This window comes from Acidovorax sp. PRC11 (genome assembly GCF_031844105.1).
Taxonomy (GTDB): Bacteria; Pseudomonadota; Gammaproteobacteria; order Burkholderiales; family Burkholderiaceae_C; genus Paracidovorax.
Genome location: NZ_JAUZUQ010000004.1, coordinates 156,419 through 182,655 on the forward strand (window position 1 = coordinate 156,419; position 26,237 = coordinate 182,655).

At 71.0% G+C, this 26,237-nt stretch carries 23 protein-coding genes; 12 read left to right on the top strand and 11 right to left on the bottom strand.

What is annotated here, in order from left to right:
- Window positions 1-23: 23 nt before the first annotated feature.
- From Q9R47_RS06330 to fhuF, 4 genes are all read right to left on the bottom strand, one after another.
- Window positions 24-2,231 carry a TonB-dependent siderophore receptor gene (locus tag Q9R47_RS06330; protein WP_311232360.1) on the bottom strand — a complete coding sequence of 736 codons (2,208 nt, stop codon included), beginning with the start codon at window positions 2,229-2,231 and terminating at the stop codon, window positions 24-26.
- Between the two features lie 114 nt (window positions 2,232-2,345).
- Window positions 2,346-3,446 (bottom strand): GNAT family N-acetyltransferase, encoded by a 1,101-nt coding sequence (locus Q9R47_RS06335; RefSeq protein WP_311232361.1) that lies wholly within the window; start codon window positions 3,444-3,446, stop codon window positions 2,346-2,348.
- Window positions 3,433-4,347, bottom strand: a complete 915-nt coding sequence (locus Q9R47_RS06340) for a formyltransferase family protein (protein WP_311232362.1) — start codon at window positions 4,345-4,347, stop codon at window positions 3,433-3,435. Before Q9R47_RS06340 ends, Q9R47_RS06335 begins: the two co-directional genes overlap by 14 nt.
- Window positions 4,348-4,410: 63 nt before the next feature.
- Window positions 4,411-5,244, bottom strand: a complete 834-nt coding sequence (gene fhuF / locus Q9R47_RS06345; protein WP_311232363.1) for a siderophore-iron reductase FhuF — start codon at window positions 5,242-5,244, stop codon at window positions 4,411-4,413.
- A gap of 286 nt (window positions 5,245-5,530) precedes the next feature.
- Between fhuF and Q9R47_RS06350 the strand changes: the two genes are divergently transcribed.
- The 5 genes from Q9R47_RS06350 to Q9R47_RS06370 all read left to right on the top strand — a co-directional run bounded on the left by Q9R47_RS06350 (window position 5,531) and on the right by Q9R47_RS06370 (window position 10,418).
- On the top strand, window positions 5,531-7,225 hold the full coding sequence (locus Q9R47_RS06350; RefSeq protein ID WP_311232364.1) for a cyclic peptide export ABC transporter: 1,695 nt from the start codon (window positions 5,531-5,533) through the stop codon (window positions 7,223-7,225).
- 40 nt (window positions 7,226-7,265) lie between these two features.
- On the top strand, window positions 7,266-8,624 hold the full coding sequence (locus Q9R47_RS06355) for a lysine N(6)-hydroxylase/L-ornithine N(5)-oxygenase family protein (RefSeq protein WP_311232365.1): 1,359 nt from the start codon (window positions 7,266-7,268) through the stop codon (window positions 8,622-8,624).
- Window positions 8,625-8,729: 105 nt separating this feature from the next.
- Window positions 8,730-9,422 carry a 4'-phosphopantetheinyl transferase superfamily protein gene (locus tag Q9R47_RS06360; protein ID WP_311232366.1) on the top strand — a complete coding sequence of 231 codons (693 nt, stop codon included), beginning with the start codon at window positions 8,730-8,732 and terminating at the stop codon, window positions 9,420-9,422.
- A 113-nt stretch (window positions 9,423-9,535) separates the two neighbouring features.
- Window positions 9,536-9,778 (top strand): hypothetical protein, encoded by a 243-nt coding sequence (locus Q9R47_RS06365; RefSeq protein WP_311232367.1) that lies wholly within the window; start codon window positions 9,536-9,538, stop codon window positions 9,776-9,778.
- Window positions 9,779-9,845: 67 nt separating this feature from the next.
- Window positions 9,846-10,418, top strand: a complete 573-nt coding sequence (locus tag Q9R47_RS06370; protein WP_311232368.1) for a hypothetical protein — start codon at window positions 9,846-9,848, stop codon at window positions 10,416-10,418.
- Between the two features lie 34 nt (window positions 10,419-10,452).
- On the opposite strand, the gene Q9R47_RS06375 is transcribed toward Q9R47_RS06370, so the two are convergent.
- Window positions 10,453-11,784 (bottom strand): tryptophan--tRNA ligase, encoded by a 1,332-nt coding sequence (locus Q9R47_RS06375; RefSeq protein ID WP_311232369.1) that lies wholly within the window; start codon window positions 11,782-11,784, stop codon window positions 10,453-10,455.
- Between the two features lie 94 nt (window positions 11,785-11,878).
- Entirely contained in the window at window positions 11,879-12,547 is a 669-nt protein-coding gene (locus tag Q9R47_RS06380) for a site-2 protease family protein (protein ID WP_311232370.1), read from the bottom strand.
- A gap of 169 nt (window positions 12,548-12,716) precedes the next feature.
- Between Q9R47_RS06380 and Q9R47_RS06385 the strand changes: the two genes are divergently transcribed.
- Window positions 12,717-13,919 (top strand): methyl-accepting chemotaxis protein, encoded by a 1,203-nt coding sequence (locus tag Q9R47_RS06385; RefSeq protein WP_311232371.1) that lies wholly within the window; start codon window positions 12,717-12,719, stop codon window positions 13,917-13,919.
- 18 nt (window positions 13,920-13,937) lie between these two features.
- On the opposite strand, the gene Q9R47_RS06390 is transcribed toward Q9R47_RS06385, so the two are convergent.
- Together Q9R47_RS06390 and Q9R47_RS06395 are read right to left on the bottom strand one after the other, a co-directional pair.
- Window positions 13,938-14,573: an L-threonylcarbamoyladenylate synthase gene (locus tag Q9R47_RS06390; protein WP_311232372.1), complete on the bottom strand. Its 636-nt coding sequence runs from the start codon at window positions 14,571-14,573 to the stop codon at window positions 13,938-13,940.
- A 30-nt stretch (window positions 14,574-14,603) separates the two neighbouring features.
- Window positions 14,604-15,467, bottom strand: coding sequence for a 3',5'-nucleoside bisphosphate phosphatase (locus Q9R47_RS06395; RefSeq protein ID WP_311232373.1), 864 nt, complete (start codon window positions 15,465-15,467; stop codon window positions 14,604-14,606).
- A 229-nt stretch (window positions 15,468-15,696) separates the two neighbouring features.
- Here Q9R47_RS06395 and Q9R47_RS06400 point away from each other — a divergent pair, with 229 nt between their 5' ends.
- Window positions 15,697-17,535, top strand: a complete 1,839-nt coding sequence (locus Q9R47_RS06400) for a methyl-accepting chemotaxis protein (RefSeq protein WP_311232374.1) — start codon at window positions 15,697-15,699, stop codon at window positions 17,533-17,535.
- 54 nt (window positions 17,536-17,589) lie between these two features.
- Here the strand turns inward: Q9R47_RS06400 and recJ are convergent, their stop codons facing one another.
- Window positions 17,590-19,305, bottom strand: a complete 1,716-nt coding sequence (recJ, locus tag Q9R47_RS06405; protein WP_311232375.1) for a single-stranded-DNA-specific exonuclease RecJ — start codon at window positions 19,303-19,305, stop codon at window positions 17,590-17,592.
- Window positions 19,302-20,270 carry a phosphoglycerate mutase gene (locus Q9R47_RS06410; RefSeq protein ID WP_311232376.1) on the bottom strand — a complete coding sequence of 323 codons (969 nt, stop codon included), beginning with the start codon at window positions 20,268-20,270 and terminating at the stop codon, window positions 19,302-19,304. The genes recJ and Q9R47_RS06410 overlap by 4 nt, the downstream gene beginning before the upstream one ends.
- A gap of 84 nt (window positions 20,271-20,354) precedes the next feature.
- Here Q9R47_RS06410 and Q9R47_RS06415 point away from each other — a divergent pair, with 84 nt between their 5' ends.
- From Q9R47_RS06415 to pdxA, 3 genes are all read left to right on the top strand, one after another.
- A complete protein-coding gene (locus Q9R47_RS06415) occupies window positions 20,355-21,608 on the top strand; it encodes a lipoprotein-releasing ABC transporter permease subunit (RefSeq protein ID WP_311232377.1) in 1,254 nt (417 codons plus the stop codon).
- Window positions 21,609-21,782: 174 nt separating this feature from the next.
- The gene (locus tag Q9R47_RS06420; protein WP_311232378.1) at window positions 21,783-22,475 is read left to right on the top strand and encodes an ATP-binding cassette domain-containing protein; all 693 of its coding nucleotides are present in this window, start codon (window positions 21,783-21,785) and stop codon (window positions 22,473-22,475) included.
- Between the two features lie 54 nt (window positions 22,476-22,529).
- Entirely contained in the window at window positions 22,530-23,648 is a 1,119-nt protein-coding gene (pdxA, locus tag Q9R47_RS06425; protein ID WP_311232379.1) for a 4-hydroxythreonine-4-phosphate dehydrogenase PdxA, read from the top strand.
- Here the strand turns inward: pdxA and mscL are convergent.
- The gene (gene mscL, locus Q9R47_RS06430; RefSeq protein ID WP_311232380.1) at window positions 23,638-24,069 is read right to left on the bottom strand and encodes a large conductance mechanosensitive channel protein MscL; all 432 of its coding nucleotides are present in this window, start codon (window positions 24,067-24,069) and stop codon (window positions 23,638-23,640) included. The genes pdxA and mscL overlap by 11 nt on opposite strands.
- A 136-nt stretch (window positions 24,070-24,205) precedes the next feature.
- Between mscL and petA the strand changes: the two genes are divergently transcribed.
- Complete coding sequence (gene petA / locus Q9R47_RS06435; RefSeq protein WP_311232381.1) at window positions 24,206-24,805, top strand: ubiquinol-cytochrome c reductase iron-sulfur subunit; 600 nt, start codon at window positions 24,206-24,208, stop codon at window positions 24,803-24,805.
- An 11-nt stretch (window positions 24,806-24,816) separates the two neighbouring features.
- Window positions 24,817-26,235: a cytochrome bc complex cytochrome b subunit gene (locus Q9R47_RS06440; protein ID WP_311232382.1), complete on the top strand. Its 1,419-nt coding sequence runs from the start codon at window positions 24,817-24,819 to the stop codon at window positions 26,233-26,235.
- Window positions 26,236-26,237: the final 2 nt, after the last annotated feature.

The window sequence follows — 26,237 nt, forward strand, 5'->3', positions numbered from 1 at the left end:
GGCCCGCGGGCCCGGCGTGACGGTCAGAACCGGTAGGTGGCGGTGGCGATCACCGAACGCGGCGCGCCGTAGTAGCACGTCGTCGCGCCGCAGTTCGTGAGCGCGTTCTTGTCCGTCAGGTTGCGCAGGTTGAGCGCCAGGCTCCACTCGCGGAAGTCGTAGCCCACCATGGCGTCGTAGAACGTGTTGGAAGGCACGCGCGCCGGGGCGGCCTCGTTCTCGCCGCGCGTGCTGCCGCTGTACCGCGCGCCCAGGCCCACGCGGATGCCGCTGGCGAAGCGGTAGTCGGCCCACAGCGAGAGGCGGTTGCGCGGCACGGCCGAGGCCTGCCGGCCGATCTCCGCCGGGTTCGCGCTCTCGGTCACGATCGCCCGGTCCATGTAGGCGTAGGAGGCCGTGAGGTTCAGGCGCGGCAGCAGTTCGGCGTTCGCCTCCAGTTCCAGGCCGCGCACGGAAATCTCCCCGCGCTGCTGCGGCAGGAAGGTGGCCGCGTCGTAGGTGATGTAGTTCCGGCGGCGCAGGTCGAACACCGCGGCGCTGTAGCTCTGCTTGCGGCCTTCGGGCTGCCAGCGCACGCCGGCCTCGTACTGCCGTGCCGTCTCGGCGCCGAAGGGCTTGCCGGTGGTCGGGTCGATGGTGTTCGTGGGCAGGAACGACTGCGTGTAGCTCGCATACGGCGCCCAGCCGCCATCCATCAGGTAGACCACGCCGGCCCGGCCGGTGAACTTGCTGTCGTCGATGTCGAAGTTCATGCCGCTCGGGCGGTCGCGCAGCTTGCCCTTGGCATCGTCGTAGCGCCCGCCGAGGTTGAACACCCAGCGGTCGCGCCACTTGATCTGGTCCTGCACGTACAGGCCGGTCTGCGTGAGCGTGCTGATGCCGTCGAAGTAGGGCGCGGCGAGTTCGATCCCGCCCCCGCCATAGACCGGCGCGGCCGTGTCCAGCACGGGGGCGGTGCCGCCGCTGCGGCTCACCTGGTCCACGCGCGTGCGCTGGTAATCCAGCCCGAACACGATCTGGTGCTGCCAGTCGCCGGAACGCACTTCGGCCTGTACCTGGTTGTCCACGGTGAACGAGGAAATGCTCTCCTTGCTGGCGAACGGCGAACGCGACAGCCAGCGGAAGTTGGCCGGATCGCTGGGATCGGCGGCGTTGCGCGTCACGAACGTGCCCGGGTTGAGCTGGCGGTAGTCCAGGTCGAGGTGGGCCGCGCGCAGGTTCTGCCGCACCGTCCAGGTGCCGTCGATGCGGTGCTCGAACTGGTAGCCGACCATCTGCTGCTCGTGGTCGAATCGGTTGTAGTCTGGATCGCTCAGGTACAGGTCGGGCGACAGGCGCGTGCCGATGGCCGTGGGCAGCAGCGAGCCGTACGCCGGCTGCGTGCGCGTGTAGGCCCCGGCCCGCGTGCGGCTGAACTGCGAGAGCAGCGTGAAGCGCGTGTCGGCGTTCGGCTTCCAGGTGAGCGAAGGCGCGAGGTAGTAGTAGTCGTCCGGCATGCCGCCCGCGGGCAGCTCGGCATCGCGCACCACGCCCGTCAGGCGGTAGAGCAGGCTGCCGTCGGCATTCAGCGGGCCCGAGAAATCGCCCGCGACCTGCCGGCGCTGGTGATTGCCGATCTGCACCTGCAGCTCGCGCACCGGCTCCGCGGTCGGGCGCTTGCTCACCACGTTCACCACGCCGCCCGGGTTGCCCTGGCCATACAGCACCGAGGCCGGGCCGCGCAGCACCTCGATGCGCTCGGCACCGTAGTTGTCGGTCTTCCAGACCCCGAAATTGCCGCTGTTGCGCAGCGGCAGCGCATCGAGGTAGAAGCCCGGGCTGTAGGCATCGAAGCCGCGCACGGTGATCCAGTCGTAGCGCGAGTCCGCGCCGTAGGGCGCGATGCCCACGCCGGGCGTGTAGGCGATCGCGTCCTTCAGCGTCAGCGCGCCCATCGCCTCGATGCGGTCGGCCGTGACCACGGACAGCGACTGCGGCGTCTCGATGATCGGCGTGTCCGTCTTGCTGCCGGTGGCGCTGCGCTTGGCGATATAGCCGGTGACGCGGCCGGTCCCGCTCTCCTCGGTCTCGCCCTTCACCGTCACCGGGGGAAGGGTGGCCTGGGCGGACACGGCCTGCTGGGCCCAGGCGGCGGTGCCGCAGAGCGTGGCGGCGGAAGCTCCGAAGGCCGTGGCGATGGCGGTGTGCAGCAGCCTCTGGCGCGCGGCGGTCGGGACGGATGGATGGCGCATGGAAAGAACCCCTCTGTGAATGGAATGTGGACGAAACTGCGGAATGTGCGAATTCGAATTGTAATGAGAATGTTTCTTATTAACAAATAAGTAAGCGTCCCATTGCGCGCCGGTTCACGCGCGGGGCATCCACAGACCGTCGTAGAAGTAGTGCTCGCGCAGCAGCATCACGAGCTGCGCGCGCTTGTGCGGCAGATCGAACTCCTTGACCTTGGCATAGCCGGATTTGTCGAGGTTGCGGATCTGCTGGTGGTGGTCGATGCGCGGCTCGCCCATGGCGCGCTGCGTGCGCGGGTCGCACAGGAAGATGTAGTGCGAGATCGCCGTCAGCCACGCCGTGGCGAAGGCCTTGCCGCGGAACGCGGGATCGCCCACCAGCACGTGCCAGCCGCGGTCGTAGTCGTGCACGTCGTAGAACGGCGCGATGCGGCTCTCGCGCGCCCAGTAGATCTCGAAGTAAGCGAACGGCTCGCCGTCCAGGCTCGCGATCATCGAGTACATGTGCGGGTCCCGCGCGATCGCCTCCAGGTAGGCGCGGTGCTGCGCCAGATCGCCCTGCTCCTCCCAGATGACAGCCACGTCGGGATCGTTCATCCAGCGGTGAAAGAGCGGCAGATCCGCCTCGCGGTCGATCGCGCGGAACGAGAACGTGCGCCCCAGCCAGGGCACGAAGCGCTGGTAGAGCACGCCGGTGGGCTTCGGGGGGCGCACGGGGTGGTACTTGCCGTCCGTGAGCGCGAAGCGCTGCGCCATGGGCGGCGGCGCAGTGGGCATCCACAGCCCGGGCTGCTGCCAGAGCATGTCGCTGCAGGCGCGCCAGCCGCCGCCCTGGCGCGGCAGCAGCACGCCGCGGGCCGCCAGATCCTGCACCGTTGCCGGGGCCACGCCCGGTGCCCCGAACGCGATCTCGCGCGATCCCGGATGGGCAGCGAACACCGCGTCGAGCGCGGCCAGCGCATGGGCCGTGGCGACCGACTCCGCGTTGCCGTCGTCGGCGGTGGAAGGGGCCTGGGCGAGCGTCAGTGCATGCCCGCCGTCCGCCAGGCCCAGCCGCCAGGCCGAGCGGGTGCCGTGCGCGGCGTCGTGCACGATGAAGGTGCCTTTGTGGTCATGCACGGTGTGCGGCCGGCCCTGCGCGTAGGAGATGAAGGGGCGGGCCTCGGTGTCCGCATCTGCGCCGCTCGTGGATTCGGCATGGGGGTCAGCGAATTTCATACAGCTCCTGGGTCGTCGCAGTCACTGCAGCGGCGGGTGTGCGGGCGGATACGCCGGGTGTTGCGCCGAAGGGCGCGATGTGCGGCGCCAGCAGCATCAGCCCCTGGTGCAGCGCGGGGAACAGGCTCTGGCGGAAGTTGTTCCAGCGCAGCTCCAGGATGGTGTCGCCGGGCTCGATCGCGGTGCCCAGCACGTCGTAGATGACCTCGCCCGAATCGATGCCGTTGTCCACGTAGTGCAGCGAGGCACCGGTGCGCGACACGGTGGGCGCGGGCTCGATGGCCATGCGCTGCCAGTCCGTCACGCGCTCGCCGCGCGCCCCGTGCAGCGCGTCCAGCGTGGCGCAGGCGCCCCGGCGCCGGTAGGGCGACTCGGTGCGCGTGATGCCCGGGTGGATGTTGACGATGCGGCGGTGGAACGGCGCCCCGGGCCGCACCAGCGCATCCAGGATCACCAGCAGGCCGTCGAGCACCACCACGTCGGCGCGCAGCTCGCGCAACTTGGACAGCAGCGCATCCTCGAAGGCCTGCTTGCCCGCGGGCCGTTGCAGCGCACCGAGCGGCAGGCGCCGGTACGCAGACGGCACGGCGTGCAGCAGGTCTTCCAGCCGCCGTCCCTGCACCGTGAGGCCCTGCGGAACGATCCACGGCCGGCCCGGTTCGGGGCGGAAGCCGTAGTCGCGCAGCGCGGCCTGGTCGCGCGGCGATTGCGGATCGTCGTCGTAGACGATGCCCTCCAGCGTATAGGCGTCGCCCAGCGGCGTGGTGTCCAGGGCATGGGCCAGGTATTCGAGCGGCGAGCGCATGTAGCGCTGGCCGCCCCGGTAGTCGATGGGCCGGCCCGCGCGGTCGGCGGCGGCATTGCGCAAAGACAGGATGTAGACGAGCTTGGCCTGTGGCATGGGGTGGGATGAAGCAGGGTGGGAGGAAGAAAAAAAAGAGGACGAAGCCGGGGCACCCTGCGGTCAGGGCACCGCGGAGGTCCGCCGCAGGGCCGGGCCCGACGGCTCCTGAGGCTGCGCCTGTGCCTGCGCCGGCCGGTGCCGCGGGTCCAGCGGGCAGCGACCGCAGTAGCCGTCGCCCGGCAGCAGGTGGTAGAGGCAGCACTCGCGGTGCAGCGCCACCTCGTCGCCCCAGCCACCGTCCGCGCGTGCGATGCGGACGTGGCGCGGCGCGCGGTACAGCGGGTTGGGCCGGGGCGGCTGCGATGCCCAGTGCGGGGAATGGAGCAGCCGTGCGGCGTCGTGCGCGGTGCGCGGCTGCTGCGGCGCGAGCGCTGCCGCCTGTTCCAGCACCGCCTCCAGGTGGCGCGCGGCATTGCTCCACGCCACCTTGGCGGGCAGCCGCGTGTGGCGCTCCATCGCAGCGAAGAGCGGCGCGCAGTGATCCATCACCAGCGGCCCGTAGCGCGCTGCGGTGCCGGCTTCCGGCATGGCCACTCCCAAACCGCGCAGATGGAAATCCCGCACCAGGCCCTGGCCGTCGAAACGTATCCACAGGTCCTCCAGCGCCACGGGGAACACATGCCCCAGCACGCTCGCGGCCGCGGCCACGGGCGGCACCAGCGCGGCCAGGTAGCGCAGCGTCCACGTGGATGCCAGCGGGCGCAGATCCCGCCGCGCGCCCGCGTCCAGATGCCACACGCGGCTTCCGTAGCGGTGCAGCAGGCCGACGAGCGTGCCGGCGTCGCACAGGGCGGTCGCGGGCAGCGCATCGGCGGGCGGCGGGCCGCTGCACTGCAGACGCTCGCCGAAGGGCGCGAGTTCGCCCTGGAACAGGGGCTCCAGCAGAGGAATCACAAGGGCGCCTCCGGGCATGCGGAGGGCGCCGGTGGGGGCAGGGGAGCATGGGGCCATGGGGGCATGCCTGCAAGACGGTTCTGCGCCGCGCATGTTCACGCCGCGGTGCCTGCGCGGGCCCGGCCGTGAACATCCCGGCCGCCGTTTGCGTCTTGCATGCAGTGGCCCCGGCGGCCCGCCGTACCGGGCTGCCTGCCGTGGCCGTGCTCAGGCCCGCCGTGGCGCTGATCCGTTTCTCCCCGTTTCCTTCGCCAGCCCGTCACCGGGCAGAAAAGAGATTGCGTGCATGACCTCCACCCCCGCACCGACCGGCCGAGCCTCTGAGGTGGCGCACCTGCTGCGGCCGTTCCTTCCCTGGATTGCGCTCTCCACCGTCTGCGGCCTCGCCTCCGGCGCCGCCACGGTGCTGCTGCTGCGCACCGTGAACGACACGCTGAACCAGGAGGCCGGCCTGTCCGGCGGGCTGCTCTGGACCTTCGTCGCGCTCTGCGTGGCCGCGCTGGGCGGGCGGCTGATGTCCGACGTCTCCACCAATTTCGTGGGCCAGCGGCTGGTGGCGCAGGTGCGCATCAGCCTGGCGCGCAAGATCCTCTCGGCCCCGATCGACGCCCTGGAGCGCTACCGCACGCACCGCCTCATGCCCGTGCTCTCGCAGGACGTGGACATGATCAGCGACGCCGCCTTCGTGCTCTCCTCCGCGCTGATCGGCTCGGCCATCGCCCTGGGCTGCCTCGCCTACCTGGCCTGGCTGTCGCCCGCCCTGTTCGCACTGGTGCTGGTGGCGCTGGTGGTGGGCGCCACCCTGCAGATCGCCGCGCAGACCCGTGCCGAGAAGGGCTTCTGGAAAGCGCGCGAACACGAGGACCGGCTGCACAAGGCCTACCGCGCCATCAGCGAAGGCGCCAAGGAGCTGCGCATGCACCGCGAGCGCCGCAGCCGCATGCTGGGCGAGCAGGTCGAACGCATCGTGGCGCAGATCCGCGACGTGAACGGCCGCGCCATCAACACCTACGTGATCGCCGCGGCCTTCGGTGCGGCGCTGTTCTTCCTCATCATCGCGCTCATCATGGGCTGGGCCGCGTTCCGCCCTACCGAGCCGGCCGTGCTGAGCGGCTTCGTGCTGGTGCTGCTGTTCCTCAAGGGCCCGATCGACCAGATCGCCATGACGCTGCCGCACGTCGGCCGTGCCAAGGTGGCCTTCCTGCGCATCGCCGACCTGTCGGCCCGCTTCGCCACGCCCGAGCCGCACCTGCACCAGGACCGCCCCGCGCCGGCGCCCGTGCTGCACGAAGGCATCGCCCTGCAGGGCGTGCGCTATGCCTTCGACGCACCGGCCGACGGCGGCGCGCCGTTCGTGCTCGGCCCCATCGACCTGGAGCTGCGCCGCGGCGAGATGGTCTTCATCGTCGGCGACAACGGCTCGGGCAAGACCACGCTCATCAAGCTGCTGCTGGGCCTCTATGCGCCCCACGAGGGCGAGGTGCTGATCGACGGCGTGCCCGTCACCGCGGAGTCGCGCGACGACTACCGGCAGCTCTTCACCACCGTGCTCTCCGACTTCTACCTCTTCGAGGACCTGGCAGGCGCAGGAGAGGGCGGCGCGGGCATGTCGGCGCTGCCCCAGGCCGCGCGGCCCTACCTGGAGCGCCTGGAGATCGCGCACAAGGTGAGCATCCAGGACGGCGCCTTCAGCACCGTAGACCTCTCCACCGGCCAGCGCAAGCGCCTGGCGCTGGTGCACGCCTACCTCGAAGGCCGCCCGGTGATGGTGTTCGACGAATGGGCCGCCGACCAGGACCCGGCCTTCCGCCACCTCTTCTACACCGAACTGCTGCCCGAACTGCGCGCGAAAGGCCATCTGCTGGTCGTCATCTCGCACGACGACCGCTACTTCCACCTCGCCGACCGCGTGGTCCACATGCGGGCCGGCCGGATCGCCGAAACCCGCGTGCGCGCGGACCGCGAAACCCTTGCCGCCTGACGCGACGGCCATCCCTTTTTCCACCAGGAGTTGTCATCCCATGCAGCACACCCATGACCTGATCGGCATCGGCTTCGGGCCGTCCAACGTGGCGCTCGCCATCGCGCTCCAGGAGCACCGCGACGCGCACGGCCGCGCGCCCCAGGCGTTCTTCATCGAACGCCAGCCGGCCTTCGCCTGGCACCCGCACATGCTGCTGGACCAGTCGCACATGCAGATCTCCTTCCTCAAGGACCTCGCCACGCTGCGCAACCCGCAGAGCCGCTTCACCTTCCTCAACTACCTGCACGAGCAGGGCCGCCTGCCGGACTTCATCAACCTCAAGAGCTTCTACCCGAGCCGCCACGAGTTCAACGACTACCTGGGCTGGGCGGCGCGCCAGTTCGAGGGCCAGTGCGCCTATGGCGAAGAGGTGTTCGAGGTCCTGCCGGAGCCCGGCCCGGACGGCGCTGTCGAGCAACTGCGCGTGCGCTCGCGCAGCGCGGCCGGCCGCGTGCAGGAGCGCCTGGCGCGCAACCTCATCGTCGGCGTGGGCGGCACCGCGCGCATCCCGGAGGTGTTCCGCGGCCTGCAGGGCGACCCGCGCGTGTTCCATTCGAGCACCTACCTGCGCGACATCGCCCGCCAGGGCTCGGCGCGCAGCATCGCCCTGATCGGGGCGGGGCAGAGCGCCGCGGAAATCTTCATGGACCTGCAGGGCCGCGCCCATGCGCCCGAAGTGGACTGGGTAATGCGCGCGCGCGCCATCCGCCCTTCCGACGACAGTCCCTTCGTCAACGAAATCTTCAACGCCGACTTCACCGACTACATGTTCGGCCGGTCCGGCCCGGAGCGCGAATCGCTGCTGCGCGAATACGCCCACACCAACTACGCCGTGGCCGACCTGGAACTGATCCAGCAGGTCTTCAAGACCTTCTACGAACAGCGCGTGACCGGCGGCCGGCGCCTGCGCATGCTGCGCCAGCACGAAGTGCGCGCCGCGCGTGCCGATGCCTCCGGCGTGTACTTCACCTTCCATGACCGCGAATCGGGCGAGGAACGCACCGTGCGCTACGACGCCGCCGTGCTGGCCACGGGCTACGAACGCGCCGCCCACCGCGACGTGCTCGCGCCGCTGGAGCCCTACCTGAGCGACTTCACCGTGGACCGCCACTACCGCGTGCAGGCTGCCCCGGGCTTCCGGCCCGCGATCTTCCTGCAGGGCGCCTGCGAATCCAGCCATGGCCTGAGCGACACGCTGCTGTCCGTCACAGCCGTGCGCACCGGAGAAATCGGCCAGGTGCTCGCCGCCGCGCTGCCCGCGGCCCGGGAGCCGCTGCGCACGCGCGGCCCGCACGCCCCGGCGCGCGGCAACGCGGGGGACGTCGAGCGGGAAACGCAGCACCTGCATGTGGCCTGAAGCCGCCGGAGCCATGCCCGCAGCGGCGGTGCCCGGCACCGGCAGAGCAGGGCCGCTGCGGCTGTCCCCGCCATGCGGACCCTCCGGGCCATGCCGTCATCGTCCATGACCCTGCCCTTTCCATGGGCCCTGCCGCCGCAGGTGCCCCCCGCCATCCGCGCCTGGCGTGTCCCGCTCCATCTGGAGGCACCGATCCCCGCGGATGACTGGGCCGTGCTCTGCCCCGCCGAGGCCGACCGCGCCGCGCGCCTGCGGCAGCCCGCCGACCGCGTGCGCTCCGCCTGCACCCGTGCCACGCTGCGCCGCGTGCTGGGCGAGCGCATGGGCCTGGCTCCGCAGGACGTGCCCCTCGCGGCTGGCACCCATGGCCGGCCGGCGCTGGTGGAGTGGGAAGGGCTGGATTTCAACGTCTCGCACTCTGGTGAATACGCGCTCATTGCCATGGTGGATGGCCCCTGGGCGGTGGGCGTGGACGTGGAACGCTGCGACGCCTTCGCAGACCCTGTCGCGCTCGAATCCCTGGTGCTGTCCCCCCGCGAACGGGCCGCGCTGCCCGCCGCACGGCTGGATTTCCCCACCGTCTGGACCGTGAAGGAAGCGGTCCTCAAATGCCTGGGGCTCGGCGTGGCCGAGCACCTGCCGCACGTCTGCGTGGAGCGCCGGGAGGCTGGTGGGGTGGGCGTAGTACTGGAGGGCCCGCTGCGGGACCCGGCCGTACAGGCCTGCGTGCTCGCCGCGCCGCCCGGCTACGCCGCCGCCCTGGCCTGGGCCGCAGCGGGAGCAGGCATGCCCCGCTGACCGGGCACGCCGTTTGCCGCGTGCCTGACAGGCGTTTCCCCCTCCGAGCACGGCCCTGTCCGCCATGCCGGGGGAGGGGAGGCGCATCGGCAAATTTGCAGCAAGGAGCGACCATGCCCGCCACGAATTCCCGCACCCCCTGGCCCTTCCCGACGGCCGACGCCCATCCCTCCCCTGCGCCTGTCGCCAGCAAGGACGGCCCAGCCTGCGGTCTGCAGGTGCAGACCGTCGAGGAAGACACGCTGGACAGCGCCGTGGAAGAAACCTTCCCCGCGAGCGATCCGGTCTCCGTCGTCAGCACGAAGTCCGTTTCCGCCGACGAGGGCGCAGGGAAAGACCCGAAGGCCCAGCGTTGACGACAACGCCGATGCCGACGCCAGCACCGGCAGTTGCTAGGCGGCCCGGCCCGGCCGCACGGATCCGATGAGTCCCCCACAACCCGCGGCCCTGCTGCCCTTCGGCGTCCTGATGGCCCTGTGGATCGCTGCCGGCGCGGTGGACTGGTGGTGCCACCGGCGCACCCGCATCGAAGCGACCACCACCGGCCTCGCGGAATCGGCCTTCCACTGGGCGCTGTTCCTGCAGATGGGCGCCGCCGTCCTGGCGGCCTTGCTGCTCGAGGCCACGGCCGGGCTCGTGGCCTTCCTGCTGGCCATGTGGCTGCTGCACGAGGCCGCCACGTGGCTGGAACTGCGCATGGTCGCGCCCGTGCGCACCATCACGCCGCTGGAGCAGATGGTCCACAGCTTCATGGAAATCCTGCCCCTGGCAGGCATCCTGCTGCTCTGCCGGCCGGAGCTGGAGGCCTGGCTTTCCACGCCCGACGACGCGGAGCGCACGCTCGACTGGCGCTGGATTCCCCGCGAGTCGTTGCCGCCGGTGCCCGTGCTCGCGGGCTATGCGCTGGCGATCGCGGCGTGCAATGCCCTGCTGCTGGCGGAGGAAAGCTGGCGGTGCTGGCGCCACGCCCCGCGGGGCGCGCAGTCTGCCGCCTGACGGCGGGAGGGAGCCGCCACCTCGTGCGCCCGCCTCAGTCCTGTGCGGCCGCCGCCTGCACCAATGCCTGCAGCGCCGCTTCCACATCGCCGGCCCCCACCCCGTCCACCGGCGCCAGCTGACCCGCCAGCGCGGCGAGGGCCGCCTGCGGCTCCTTCTGCAGCCGGGCGATCGCCTGGCCGGCATCGCGCGGGGCGTCGAAGCCGGTGCTCTGCAGCAGCAGGCGCCCGTCGGCCGCGACGAGCTTGAAGTAGAACTTGCCGTCCGCCTCGCGGTACTGCTTGAAGGAGGGCAGGGCGGCACCCTTGCCGCTGCCGGCCGCACGTGCCGTGGAGGGCGACGCTGCAGCCACCGCCCCGCCGCGCAGGCTGCGCAGGCCCACGGCGCTGCGCAGCTCGCGCAGGAAAGGTGTCACCAGCGCACGGGCGCGATCGGCGCCCGCGAGCAGCGTGTCCTCGATGCGGCCCGGGTCGGCGATCAGCGCCTCGTAGCGCTCGCGCATCGGCGCGATCACGCCGTCCACGCGCTCGAACAGGATCTGCTTGGCATCGCCCCAGGCGATGCCCTGCTCGAACTGCCCGCGCAGCGCCTGGGCTTCGGCCTCGGTGGCGAAGGCCTGGTAGATCTGGAACAGGGCCGAGCCCTCGGTTTGCTTCGGCTCGCCGGGCGCGCGCGAATCGGTCTGGATGCCGTTGATCAGCCGGCGCAGCTGCTCGCGCGGCGTGAAGAGCGGGATCGTGTTGTCGTAGCTCTTGCTCATCTTGCGGCCGTCCAGCCCGGGCAGCGTGGCCACGTGCTCGTCGATCGCGGCCTCGGGTGCCACGAAGTGCTCGCCGTAGAGGTGGTTGAAGCTCGCCGCGATGTCGCGCGCCATCTCGATGTGCTGCACCTGGTCGCGGCCCACCGGCACCTTGTGCGCCTTGAACGCCAGGATGTCGGCGGCCATGAGCACCGGGTACATGAACAGGCCCGCGGTCACGCCGTCGTCCAGTTCGCGGCCGGCGGCCTCGTTCTTGTCCTGCGACGCCTTGTAGGCATGGGCGCGGTTGAGCAGGCCCTTGCCCGTCACGCAGGACAGCAGCCAGTTCAGCTCGGGGATCTCGGGGATGTCGGATTGGCGGTAGAACGTGACGTGCTGCGGGTCCAGGCCCGCCGCCAGCCAGCTCGCGGCGATCTCCAGCGTGGAGCGCTGGATGCGCACGGGGTCCTCGCACTTGATCAGCGCGTGGTAGTCGGCCAGGAAGTAGAAGCTCTGCACGCCGGGCCGCAGGCTGGCCGCCACCGAGGGGCGGATCGAGCCGACGAAGTTGCCCAGGTGGGGCGTGCCCGTGGTCGTGATGCCGGTGAGAAAGCGCGTGGTGCTCATGGTGGGAAAGCGGCCCGGAGGCCCTGGAAAACGAGGAAGGAAAACGAAAGCGGTGGCGGCCTCGCACGGCCGCCGCGCTGCACGGTGGTGCCGTTCAGCCCAGCAGGGCGGTGAGCGGCGTGATCAGCAGGTTGATCAGCGAATAGCCCAGCGACATCAGCGGCCGCAGCCACACCGTGCCGACGATGCCCGCGACCACGAGCGCCAGCACGATGAAGAACCCGTAGGGCTCGATGCGCGAGAGCCACTGCGCCTGCCGCCACGGCAGCACGCCCATGAGGATGCGGCCGCCGTCCAGCGGCGGCAGCGGAAACAGGTTGAACGCCCACATCACGAGGTTCACCAGCACGCCGGCGCGGGCCATGTCGACGAAGAAGCGCTCGTCCACGCCGGAGCCCACGAGCGCCACCAGCAGCACCGCCCAGAAGATCGCCTGCAGGAAATTGGAGGCCGGGCCGGCGAGCGCCACCCAGATCATGTCCCGCTTCGGGTTGCGCAGGTGCCCGAAGTTCACCGGCACCGGCTTCGCGTAGCCGAAAAGGAAGGCGCCCGAGGTCGCGAAATACAGCAGCAGCGGCATCAGGATCGTGCCGACCGGGTCGATGTGCCGCAGCGGGTTGAGCGTGATGCGACCCATCATCAGCGCGGTGTTGTCCCCGAAGTGACGCGCGGCGTAGCCGTGGGCGGCCTCGTGCACGGTGATCGCGAACAGCACCGGCAGGGCGTAGATCAGTACGGTTTGGATGAGATTGGAGAAGTCCACCAGCGCATTGTCTCAGAGGCCGTGTTGCCCGCCTCCGACGCGGCAGGGGAACCCCTGGGGCCGCGGGGCGTACGTACGCAGTAGGATGCGGCAAATGTTGCTGAATGCAACCGGCGGGGGCCTTCGGCGACCCGAGGCATGCAGGGCGCACCGACGCAGGAGACAGATAATGGCATGGGATGGTTTGAGAACCGGGACGCGGCTCGTCCTGGCGTTCGGGGCGGTGGCGCTGCTGGTGGCGGTGCTGATGGCCGTGGGGCTGTCCGACATCTCCAGCGCGCAGCAGGCGCACGGCGCACTGCTGCAGGCTGCCGCGGGCCTGCCGGATGCCGCGCAGCGCGCGCCGATCGAGCGGGCCGTGGCCACGGCGCAGGCCGAGCTGTCGGGCATGCGCGCCTGGCTGATCGGCCTGGGCTGCGCGGTGTTCGCGGTGGCCGGCACGGCGTTCGTGCTGCTGCGCCGCGGCATCGTCGCGCCGCTCGACCAGGCGATCCTGATTGCGGAGACCGTCGCCGCGGGCGACCTGAGCCAGGAATTCAGCAGCGAGCTGAAGGGCGACTTCGGCCGCCTGCTCGGCGCGCTGGGCACCATGGAGGACACGCTCACCGAGCTGGTCTCCCGCATCCAGCAGTCCACGCATGCCATCGGCGCGAGCGCGGGCGAGATCAACGCGGGCAACGGCGACCTGGAGCGCCGCACCGGCGAGCAGGTCGCGTCGCTCGCGGAAACCGCCGCGAGCATGGAAGAGCTCACCGCCACCGTCCGCCAGAACGCCGAGCGGGCGCGCTCGGCCAGCGACCTCGCCGTGGCGGCCTCGGGCACCGCCGGCCGCGGCGGCGCAGTCGTCGGCCAGGTGGTGCAGACCATGCAGACCATCAGCGGCAGCTCCCACAAGATCGTGGACATCATCCAGGTGATCGAGGGCATCGCGTTCCAGACCAACATCCTCGCGCTCAATGCGGCCGTCGAGGCGGCGCGCGCGGGCGAGCAGGGCCGCGGCTTCGCCGTCGTGGCGGCCGAGGTGCGCAGCCTGGCGCAGCGCAGTGCCGTGGCCGCGCGCGAGATCAAGGGCCTCATCGACGCGTCGGTCGAGCAGGTGCGCAGCGGCGCCGGGCTGGTGGACGAGGCCGGCCGCACCATGGAGCAGATCGTCGGCTCGGTGGGGCAGGTGAGCGCGCTCCTGGGCGAGATCTCGCATGCGCTGCACGAACAGAGCGACGGCATCGCGCACGTGAACCAGTCCGTCGCGCAGATGGACGGCACCACCCAGCAGAACGCCGCGCTGGTGCAGCAGGCCGCGCGCGCGGCCGCGGCGCTCGACGAGCGCGCGCAGGACCTGCAGCGCGCCGTGGGGGCGTTCAAGCTCGATTGAGCGTTTCGGGGCGGGGGCTTACAGCCCCAGGGCCGCCAGCGGACCGCGGCCCTCGCGCACCACGCGCGGCTCGCCGCCCGTGGCCATGTCGGTCAGGTCCACCACGGTGGTGGGCTCCTGCGGGCAGGCGCCCGCGTCCACCACGGCGTCGATCTGGTGCTCGAAGCGTGCGCGGATCTCCGATGGATCGTTCATGGGCTCGGTCTCGCCCGGCGGGATCAGCGTGGTCGCCAGCAGGGGCGCGCCGTGCAGTTCCAGCAGCAGTTGCAGGCCTTTGCGGTCGGGCACGCGCAGGCCGATGGTCTTGCGCTGCGGATGGCTCACGCGGCGCGGCACTTCCTTGGTCGCGTCGAGGATGAAGGTGTAGGGCCCGGGCGTGGCCTGCTTCACCAGGCGGTACTGCCGGTTGTCCACGCGCGCGTAGTTCGACACTTCCGACAGGTCGCGGCAGAGCAGCGTCAGGTGGTGCTTCTCGTCCACCTGCCGGATGCGACGCAGCCGGTCCACGGCGTCCTTGTCGTCGAGCTGGCAGACGAGCGCGTAACTGGAATCGGTGGGCACCGCGAGCACGGCGCCGCGGGACAGCAGCGCCGCGGCCTGCTTGAGCAGCCGGGGCTGCGGATTGTCGGGGTGGACTTCGAAATACTGGGCCATGGGAACTCGGGTGTAAGAAGGCGCGGCCGGTCAGTGCGCGCGTCGCACGCGGTCGGCCAGCAGCTCCCACACGGGCGTGAGGGCACCGGGCAGCGGCGGCAGCGTTCCCAGGTCGGTGTGCGATTCGTCCGGGCTGTGGAAGTCGCTGCCGCGCGAGGCCGCCAGGCCGAACTCCTTCGCCATGCCCGCGTAGGTGACGTATTCCGCCGCCGTGTGGCTGCCCGTGACGACCTCGACGCCCTGGCCGCCGTGCTGGCGGAATTCGGAAAAGAGCGCGAACTCTTCGGTGGCGGAGAACTTGTAGCGCGCCGGATGCGCGATCACGGCCATGCCGCCGGCCTGCGTGATCCAGCGCACCGCGTCGCCCAGCGAGGCCCAGCGGTGCGGTACGTAGCCGGGCTTGCCTTCGGTGAGGAAGCGGCGGAACACCTCGGGGGTGTCGCGGCACACGCCCGTCTCCACCAGGAAGCGCGCGAAGTGCGTGCGCGAGATCAGTTCGGGGTTGCCCACGTAGCGCAGCGCGCCTTCGTAGGCATCGCGGATGCCGACCTGGGCGAGCTGCCGCGCCATCTCGTGCGCGCGCTCGCCGCGGCCGCCGCGCGTGGCGGCCAGGCCCGCGACCAGCCCGGCATCGTCCGGATCGAAACCCAGCCCGACGATGTGCACCGTGGCCCCGATGAAGGTCACCGAGATCTCCACGCCGGTCAGATAGTCCATGCCCAGCGCGGCCGCGGCGGCCATGGCGCGGTGCTGCCCGCCCACTTCGTCGTGGTCGGTCAGCGCCCACAGCGCGACCCCGTTGGCATGCGCCCGCTGCGCGAGCGCCTCGGGCGTGAGCGTGCCGTCGGACACCACGGAATGGCAATGGAGGTCGGCGTTCAGCAGGATGGACACGGGGACATTGTAGGACCGCGCTCCGGAACCTGTATGCGCGGAGCCACGGAACCGGCCCCGGAAAACGCGGCCGTGGTGCCGCGCGGCGGGATCTGTCACAAAAGTCTGCTATGGCAGGCGTGGCAGTTGGAAGAGGTGTATGAGAATGTTTCGGGCCCGGGCAGCGATGTCCGGCTTTTTTTTGCGTGCCCTGCGGCATGCCGTCCATCCGCCTCGTCTTTCTTCTTTCATGACACTCCACCATCTGCCCGTCGGCCGCAAGCTGTGGGCTCTCATCCTGGGCATTCTCGCGACCATGACGCTGCTGCTCGCCGGCTCGCTGGCGTATGTCGCGCGCGTCGACGCCGAAACCTCCCGCGTCGTCCAGGCGTCGGAAGACCGCATCAGCGACGCGCTGCGCTGGAAGGGCATGGTCGAGCGCAACGTCGAGCTGGTCATCATCGGCGCCATCACGTCGGAGGACCAGCTGGCCGCGCAAATGCAGGCCGACGTGAAGGCCGGCATCGCCGCGGTGACGGAGGTGCAGAAACGCGTCACCGCCAGTGCCGTCACGCCCGAGGACAAGGCGCAGCTCGAACGCATCGCCGCCGAGCGCGCCAGCATCCTGGCCGTCGTGGCCGAGGCCCAGAAGGCGCGCGCCGCCGGCGATCTCGACGCGGCGCGGCAGATCGCCCAGCAGCGCGTGCGCCCCGCGGCGGCCCGCTACACGGGCGCGCAGGAAGCCCTGGTGGAGCTGCAGTCGCGCGAGCGCGAACGCGCCAAGGCCGAAGGCGCCGCCCGGCGGTCCACGGCCCAGGCCGTGGGCTTCGGCATCGCGGCACTCGCCTGCCTGGTCGCCATCCTGATCGCGCGGCTCATCGTGGTGTCCATCACCCGCCCGCTGGACCGCGCCGTGGGCCTCGCCGACGCGATCGCCGCCGGCGATCTGACGATGGACGTGCACGACGACCGCCGCGACGAACTCGGCCACCTGCTGCGCTCGCTGTCGGCCATGTCGGCGCGCCTGCGGGGCGTGGTGGCGGAAGTGCGCGCGGGCGTGGAATCCGTCTCGTCGGCCTCCACGCAGATCGCCACGGGCAACCAGGACCTGTCCGCCCGCACGGAACAGACGGCGGCCAACCTGGAGGAAACCGCCGCCAGCATGGAGCAGCTCACGGCCACCGTCACGCAGGCGGCGGACACCGCCCGCCAGGCGGACCAGCTCGCCTCCAGCGCCGCGCAGGCCGCCGAGCGCGGCGGCGAGGTGGTGGGCCAGGTGGTGGCCAGCATGCAGCAGATCACCGACAGCTCGCGCCGGATCGGCGACATCATCGGCGTGATCGACGGCATCGCCTTCCAGACCAACATACTGGCGCTGAACGCCGCGGTGGAGGCGGCCCGCGCCGGCGAGCAGGGCCGCGGCTTCGCGGTGGTCGCTGGCGAGGTGCGCAGCCTCGCGCAGCGCAGTGCCGAAGCCGCCAAGGAGATCAAGCAGCTCATCGGCGCCTCGGTCGAGAGCGTCGATTCCGGCTCGCAGCAGGTCGGCCAGGCGGGCCGGAGCATGGAGGAGATCGTGGCGAGCGTGCGCCGCGTCTCCGATCTGATCGGCGAGATCACCGCCTCGTCCACCGAGCAGCGCGACGGCATCGGCCAGGTGAACCAAGCCGTGGCCAACCTCGACCAGATGACGCAGCAGAACGCCGCGCTGGTGGAAGAGTCCAGCGCCGCGGCCAGCGCCATGCGCGACCAGGCGCACCGGCTGGCGGAGGTGGTGGCCGTGTTCAACGTCGGCGCGCTGGCCGCCGCTCCGGCGCGGTCCGCTGTGCCGGCATCGGCAGCAGCGCCGCGCCCTGCGGCGAGTGTCCCGCCCAAGGCCGTGGCACGTGCCGCGCGCCCCGCGCTGGCACCTGCGGCCGCGCCGCGTCCGGCAAAGGCCGTACCCGCGCAGATCCGGTCCGGAGCTGCCGCGGCCGTGGCCACCGCTGCGGCGCCCGCACCCCGCCCGGCGGCCGCCCCGGCGCCTGCGGCCGTGCGGACGCCCGCGCGGGCGGCGGCTTCCACGGCCGACAGCGACTGGGAAACCTTCTGAGGGGCGGGGGGCGGGCCAGCGGGGCGTGCCCTGCCTGCCGCGCCCCCGGGACGATCAGGTCTGCGCGCCTTCCACCAGGAACTGCACCCGCCGCTCGCCCCTCCATTCGTTCACGTCGAGCCGGAACGCCAGCAGCACGCGCGCGGGCAGCGGGTCGGTGTGGCCGAACCAGATGCCGTCCACCGGGCGGCCCTGGTGCAGCAGCTTGAGCGACAAGTGGTTCTTGCCTTCGCCCACCAGGCGCTGGCTGATGATCTCCACCTCTTCGCTGAACGTGGGCGGCGCGAAGCCCTGGCCCCAGACCTCGCGGTGCAGCGTGTCCACCAGCTCCGCGCGGCAGTATTCCGGCGACAGCGGCCCGTCGGTGTCGAGCCGGCGCGTGAGCGTGGCGGCGTCCAGCCACTCCTGCGCCACCTGGGCGAAGGCGCGTTCGAACACCGGGAACTGGTCCTTCGCCACCGTGCAGCCGGCCGCCATCGCATGGCCGCCGAACTTCAGGATCACGCCCGGATGGCGCTTGGCCACCAGGTCGAGCGCGTCGCGCAGGTGGAAGCCGGGAATCGAGCGGCCCGAGCCCTTGATCTCGTCCTCCCTGCCCGGCGCGCTGCTGGTGGCGAACACGAAGGTCGGGCGGTGCAGCCGGTCCTTGATGCGCGAGGCCACGATGCCGACCACGCCCTCGTGGAAGTCCGGGTCCCAGACGCTCACCGCGGCCGGCGGCTCGTCGTTCTCGCCGAACAGGCTCTCGGCCATCAGCAGCGCCTGCTCGCGCATGCCGCCCTCGATCTCGCGCCGCTCGCGGTTGATCGCATCGAGCGTGCGCGCCAGCTCCGCCGCGCGGCCCGGGTCGTCGGTCAGCAGGCATTCGATGCCCAGCGTCATGTCGGCGAGGCGCCCGGCCGCATTGATGCGCGGGCCGAGCGCGAAACCGAAGTCGAAGGTGGTGGCCACGTCCGCCTTGCGGCCCGCCGCGTCGAACAGCGCGGCGATCCCGGCCGGCATGTGGCCCGCGCGGATGCGCTTGAGCCCCTGCGCCACCAGGCGCCGGTTGTTCGCGTCCAGCCGCACCACGTCCGCGACCGTGCCCAGCGCCACCAGGGGCAGCAGCGGCTCCAGCTTCGGCTGGCTGGCCTTGTCGAACACGCCGCGCTCGCGCAGTTCCGCGCGCAGCGCCATCAGCACGTAGAACATCACGCCCACGCCGGCGATCGACTTGCTCTCGAACGCGCAGCCGGGCTGGTTGGGGTTCACGATCGCATCGGCCGGCGGCAGCGCGGGGCCGGGCAGGTGGTGGTCGGTGACCAGCACATCCAGGCCCAGGGCCTTGGCCTCGGCCACTCCTTCCACGCTGGCGATGCCGTTGTCCACCGTCACCAGCAGGTCGGCACCGCGTTCGTGCACGCGGCGGGAAATCGCGGCGCTCAGCCCATAGCCGTCCGCGACGCGGTCGGGCACCAGGTAGCCCACGTGCCGGGCGCCGAGCAGCCGCAGCCCGCGCACGGCCACGGCGCAGGCGGTGGCCCCGTCGCAGTCGTAGTCGGCGACGACCACGATGCGCCGGTCGGCCGCGATCGCATCGGCGAGCAGCACCGCGGCCTCGCGCGTGCCGAGCAGGCTGGGCGGGGGCAGCAGGCGCGCGAGCGCATCGTCGAGTTCGTCGTGCGCCTTCACGCCGCGCGCGGCGTAGAGCCTGGCGAGCAGCGGATGCACGCCGGCCTGCTCCAGCGCCCAGACGGCGCGCGGCGGGATGTCCCGGGCGACGATCTTCACAGCTGCTCCTGCAGCGCCGCGAAGCGCACCGGCCGCCACCGGCGGCGCAGGCGGTCGAGCAGGCCCGCGGGCGCCGTGTCCCACGCCATCGCGCCGCGCTCGCCGCACAGCGTCAGCCGCGCCGCGCCGCCGCGCTCCACGTGGGCCGCCAGGCGGGCCACGGGGCCGGCGTCCAGCGCCTTCCAGCCCTCCGCCCAGGCGCGCCAGTCCTCGTGCAGCGCGGCATCGCGCAGCACCTGCGGCACCTCGGGCATCGCCACCGCGGGCAGGGCGCCTTCGGGCAGCCGCCCCGCGCCGTGCACCCAGAACGCGTTCACCGGCGGCAGGCCGCGCGCGGCGCGCGCATCGTTGAAGGGGTGGGTGTAGAGCAGCATCTGCATCTCGCTGTGCAGGCGGTGCAGCAGCCGCGCGCGGGCCGGGTCGGGCATCCAGGCGCGCACGTCGCGCTGCACCACGCGGTCCAGCGAGGCGGTGGCGAGGCCGTCGAACAGCACCGAGCGCGCCCGCCAGCGCGTGGGCGCGTCGTAGGCGAGCTCGATGCCGTCCTCGGCGAACCACGGCGCGAGAATGCCCAGCAACTCGCGCGATGCGGCCTCGTCCAGGCCGAGCGCGGCAGGGTCCGCCAGCAGCACCTGGTCGGAACCCACGCGCCACTGGCAGGGCGTCACCCAGGCACAGGCCGCTGCGCCCGCCGGCGCCGCCTGCACGTGCGCCTGCGTTCCGCCGTGCTCCCAGGCCGCCCACGGAATGGTGCCATCGCGCCCCGCCGGCAGGCCCAGGTGGCGGGCCAGCGCGCGCTCGTGGGGCGGCGTGAAGTCGGATTCTTCGCCGGCATCGGTGCCGGCGGGCGACAGGCGCGGCAGCAGCCGGTCGAGGTGGGGCAGCGGCAGGCCTTCGAGCGCCTGCCGGCAGCCCGGCGCCGTGCTGGCCGCCAGGGGAATGAGCAAATGGTGGATCTCCGACATGGAGGGTATTGTCCGGGATGCCACAATCGCCGCCGTCCCGGTGCCGCCAATCCCGTCGCGGCGCGGGGCCGCTTTCTCCCCACCATGCAACTTCCCTACGAACTGGCCCTGGGCTGGCGCTACACCCGGGCCGGACGCGCCACGCGGCGCAACGGCTTCATCTCGTTCATCTCCGGCGTGTCGATGCTGGGCATCGCCCTCGGCGTCGCCGCGCTCATCATCGTGCTCAGCGTGATGAACGGCTTCCAGAAGGAAGTGCGCGACCGCATGCTGAGCGTGGTCTCCCACGTCGAGATCTTCGCGCCCCAGGGCGCCGCGCTGCCCGATCCGGCGCTCACCTTGGCCGAGGCCCGCAAGAACCCCGAAGTGGTGGGCGCCGCCCCCTTCGTCAGTTCGCAGGCGCTGATCGCGCGGGGCGAGGACATGAAGGGCGCCCTGGTGCGCGGCATCGACCCGGCCCGAGAAGGCGAGGTGACCGATCTCGCGGCCAAGAATGCCGATGCCGTCCAGACGCTGACCCCGGGCAGCTTCCACGTCGTGCTCGGCGTGGAGCTGGCGCGCGCGCTCGGCGTGCGGGTGGGCGACGCGGTCACGCTGATCGCGCCGGGCGGCCAGGTCACCCCGGCCGGCGTGGTGCCGCGCCTCAAGCAGATGACGGTGTCGGGCATCTTCGAATCCGGCCACTACGAGTACGACTCCGCCCTGGTGCTGCTGCACCATGCCGACGCCGAGCGCATCTTTCGCCTCGAAGGCCCCACCGGCATCCGCCTCAAGCTGCGCGACCTGCACCAGGCGCCCGAGGTCACGCAGGAACTCGCCCGCTCGCTCTCCGGCGATCTGCTGATCCGCGACTGGACGCAGCAGAACCGCACCTGGTTCGCGGCCGTGCAGCTCGAAAAGCGCATGATGTTCATCATCCTCACGCTCATCGTGGCGGTGGCGGCATTCAACCTGGTGTCCACCCTGGTCATGACCGTGACCGACAAGCGCGCCGACATCGCCATCCTGCGCACCCTGGGCGCGAGCCCGCGCAGCATCATGGCGGTGTTCGTGGTGCAGGGCGCGCTGGTGGGCGTGATCGGCACCGCCTGCGGGCTGGCGCTCGGCCTGCTCGTGGCGTTCAACATCGACGTCATCGTGCCGGCCATCGAGCATGCCCTGCATGCCAGCTTCCTGCCGAAAGACATCTACCTCATCAGCCAGATGCCCAGCGACCCGCAGACCAGCGACATCGCACCGATCGCGATCATCTCCCTCGTCCTGGCCTTCGCGGCCACCCTGTACCCGAGCTGGCGCGCCAGCCGCGTGAACCCGGCGGAGGCGCTGCGTTATGAATAGTCAGGAACACCCCCCTGAGCCGCTTCGCGGCTTCCCCCCGCTCTCGCCGCGCTGCGCACGCCGGGCGGGTGGACGCAGCCCTCGCTGCGGGGCGGCCCTTGCTTGGCTGCCACTGGACTGGGCCATGCCGGTTTCATGGGCCGTGGGTAGCGCCTTGCGCGCTGGAGAATCGAGATGAACGCGCGGAACAACGAAGTGGTCCTCCAGGCACGCGGCCTCACCAAGCGCTTCACCGAAGGCCGTCTCGACGTCACGGTGCTCAAGGGCGTGGACCTGTCGGTGCACGTGGGCGAAACCCTGGCCATCGTGGGCGCCTCGGGCTCGGGCAAGAGCACGCTGCTGCACCTGCTCGGCGGGCTGGATGCGCCCACGTCCGGCAGCGTGCAGCTGCAGGGCGCGGCGTTCGACACGCTCTCGCCCCAGCAGCAGGGCCGCCTGCGCAACACCCACCTGGGTTTCATCTACCAGTTCCACCACCTGCTGCCCGAGTTCAGCGCGCGCGACAACGTCGCCATGCCGCTGCGCATCCGCCGCGAGCCCTATGCCGACTGCCTCGCGACGGCCGACGCCATGCTGGAGGCCGTGGGCCTCGCCGGCCGCGTGCACCACCGGCCGGCCGAACTCTCGGGCGGCGAGCGCCAGCGCGTGGCCATCGCGCGCGCCCTGGTCACCCGGCCCGCCTGCGTGCTGGCCGACGAGCCCACCGGCAACCTCGACCGCGGCACCGCCGACGGCGTGTTCCAGCTCATGCTGCGGCTCGCGCGCGAGCAGGGCACGGCCTTCGTCATGGTCACCCACGACGAGGCACTGGCCGCGCGCTGCGACCGCATGGTGCGCCTGGTGTCCGGCGCGCTGGCGGTGGCCTGACACGGCCCGCAAGATCGATCCGTCCGGCATCCGATGACGCAGCAGGCAGACACCATGGAACGCAGCGCCACGCCATCCGTTTCCAACCCCGATCGGGCCGCATTCAACGAAGGCCTTCCGCTGCTCGCGATCACCCAGGGCGACCCCGCCGGCATCGGCCCGGAGATCGTCGCCAAGGCGTTCCGCGACGCGCCGGAGGCGATGCGGGGCTGCTTCGTGGCGGGCGAGGTCGAGACACTGCGCCGTGCCGCGCGCTGCATCGCCCGGCCGGGCGAGCCCTCGCTGCCGCTCGCGCTGCTGGAATCGCCCCAGGAGGCCCATGCCGCGCCGCCGCGCTGCCTGCCCGTGCTGCCCCTGCCGGGCCTGCCCGGGCCGGTGCCGTTCGGGGCCGTGCATGCCCAGGCCGGGCAGGCGGCGGCCGATTGCGTGGTCTGGGCCGCGCGTGCCGCGCTGCGCGGCGAGATCGCCGGCCTCGTCACCGCGCCGCTGCACAAGGAAGCGCTATCGGCTGCCGGCGTGCACTTTCCTGGCCACACCGAACTGCTGCAGGCCGAGGCCGCGCGCCATGCCGGCGTGCCCGTCGCCGGCATGCCCGTGCGCATGATGCTCGCGAGCGACGAGCTGCGCACCGTGCTGGTCAGCATCCACGTCGCCCTGCGCGACGCCATCGACGCGGTCACGCAGCAGAACGTGCTGCGCACGCTGGAGATCACCCACGCCGCGCTGCGGCGCAGCCTCGGCCGCGACCCGCGCATCGGCGTGGCCGGCCTCAATCCGCATGCGGGCGAGGGCGGGCTCTTCGGCCGCGAGGAGATCGAGGCGATCGCACCGGCCATCGCCGCGGCGCGCGTGCGCGGCATCGACGCGCACGGCCCCTTCGCCCCGGACACCGTCTTCATGCGCGCGCGCAGCACGCCGCAGCGCGCGGGCGAATTCGACGTGGTGCTGGCCATGTACCACGACCAGGGCCTGATCCCCGTCAAGTACCTGGGGGTGGACAAGGGCGTGAACGTCACCCTCGGCCTGCCCCTGGTGCGCACCAGCCCGGACCACGGCACCGCCTTCGACATCGCGGGCCAGGGCATCGCCGATGCGTCCAGCCTCGTCGAGGCCGTGCGCATGGCGCGGCGCCTTGCCGCCGCCCCGGCCGGCCCGGCCCCGCTCAGCGCCTGAGGCTGTCCCGGATCTCGCGCAGCAGCACGATGTCCTCGGGCGCGGCGGCGGGAGCGGCCGGCGGCGGGGGCGGCGTCTCGCGCTTGAGCCGGTTGATTTGCTTGACCATCATGAAAATGATGAACGCGAGAATCAGGAAGTTGACCGCGACGGTAATGAAGCTGCCATAGGCCAGCACCGGCACGCCGGCCTTGCGCAGCCCCTCCAGCGTCGCCGGAGTGCCCGGCGGCACACTGCCGAGCACCAGAAAGAGGCTGGAGAAATCCAGCCGGCCGAATACCAGCCCGACGACGGGCATGATGACGTCGTTCACCAGCGAGTCGACGATCTTCCCGAAGGCCCCGCCGATGATCACGCCCACCGCGAGGTCTATCACATTTCCCTTCACTGCGAACTCTCGGAACTCCTTTGCAATACCCATTTCGCCTCTCCTTGATATAGCTGAAAACCCTTGCAGTATTGCCGAGCCTGAGGGGTGATAACCCCTGGAATTAACCTTACTTGCGCCGCTACAATTTGTGATTGCTCCCCCCAGCGATGACCTATTGAGGACCCCCATGAGTGAAACCCCAATCGACTCCAGCAAGCGGACGTGGCTCATCGCGTCGGGTTGCGCTGGTGCGGTGGGCGGCGTGGCGACGGCCGTGCCGTTCGTGAGCACTTTCCAGCCTTCCGAAAAAGCCAAGGCCGCCGGGGCCGCCGTCGAGGTCGACATCTCCGGCCTCAAGACCGGCGAGAAGGTCACCGTGGAGTGGCGCGGCAAGCCGGTCTGGATCATCAAGCGCTCGCCCGAGCAGCTCGCGGCGCTGCCGGGGCTCGACTCCCAGCTCGCCGATCCCAAGTCCGAGCGCAAGCCGTCCGAGCTCACGCCCGAATACGCGCGCAACGAGAACCGCTCCATCAAGCCCGAGATCCTCGTGGCCGTGGGCATCTGCACCCACCTCGGCTGCTCGCCCAGCGACAAGTTCGTGCCCGGCGCGCAGCCCTCGCTGCCCGACGACTGGAAGGGCGGCTTCCTGTGCCCCTGCCACGGCTCCACCTTCGACATGGCCGGCCGCGTGTTCAAGAACAAGCCCGCGCCCGACAACCTCGAGGTCCCTCCCCACATGTACCTGTCGGAGACCAGGCTCCTGATCGGTGAAGACAAGAAGGCCTGAGGGAGACGCACATGGCTTACCGCGAATTCAAGGACATCTCCCCCAACGCCTCGGCCGGCGCCAAGGTCACGAACTGGTTCGAGAACCGCTTCCCCACGGCCTTCGACGCCTACCGCGTCCACATGTCGGAGTACTACGCTCCGAAGAACTTCAACTTCTGGTACATCTTCGGCTCGCTCGCGCTGCTGGTGCTGGTGATCCAGATCGTCACCGGCATCTTCCTCGTGATGCACTACAAGCCCGACGCCGCCAAGGCCTTCGAGTCGGTCGAGTACATCATGCGCGACGTGCCCTGGGGCTGGCTGATCCGCTACATGCACTCCACGGGCGCCTCGGCGTTCTTCGTGGTGGTCTACCTGCACATGTTCCGCGGCCTGCTCTACGGCTCCTACCGCAAGCCGCGCGAGCTGGTCTGGATCTTCGGCTGCGCGATCTTCCTCGCGCTCATGGCCGAGGCCTTCATGGGCTACCTGCTGCCCTGGGGCCAGATGTCCTACTGGGGCGCCCAGGTGATCGTGAACCTGTTCGCGGCCATCCCCTTCGTCGGCCCCGACCTCGCGCTGCTGATCCGCGGCGACTACGTGGTGGGCGACGCCACGCTCAACCGCTTCTTCAGCTTCCACGTGATCGCCGTGCCGCTCGTGCTGCTGGGCCTGGTGGTGGCCCACCTGCTGGCGCTGCACGACGTGGGCTCCAACAACCCCGACGGCATCGAGATCAAGGGCCCGAACGCCCCGAAGGACGAGCACGGCCATCCGCTCGACGGCATCCCGTTCCACCCGTACTACACGGTGCACGACATCTTCGGCGTCTGCGTGTTCCTGTTCATCTTCTCGGCCGTGGTGTTCTTCGCGCCCGAGTTCGGCGGCTACTTCCTCGAGTACAACAACTTCATCCCGGCCGATCCGCTCAAGACCCCCGCGCACATCGCGCCCGTCTGGTACTTCACGCCGTTCTATTCGATGCTGCGCGCCATCACCAGCGAGATGATGTATGCCCTGATCGCCTGCGTGGTGCTGGCCGCCGGCTTCGGCGTGGTCAAGGGGCGCCTGCCGAACTTCATCAAGGTGGCCATCGCGGTGGTGGCCGCAGGCGCCGTCGCGCTCATGCTGTCCATCGATGCCAAGTTCTGGGGCGTGGTGGTGATGGGCGGCGCCGTGATCATCCTGTTCTTCCTGCCGTGGCTCGACCACAGCCCCGTGAAGTCCATCCGCTACCGTCCGGGCTGGCACAAATACCTCTACGGCATCTTCGTGATCAACTTCGTGGTGCTGGCGTACCTGGGCGTGCAGCCGCCGTCCCCGATCGGCGAACGCGTCTCGCAGGTGGGAACGCTCTTCTACTTCGGCTTCTTCCTGCTCATGCCCTGGTGGAGCCGCCTCGGCGAGCCCAAGCCGGTGCCCGACCGCGTGACCTTCGCCGCGCATTGAAG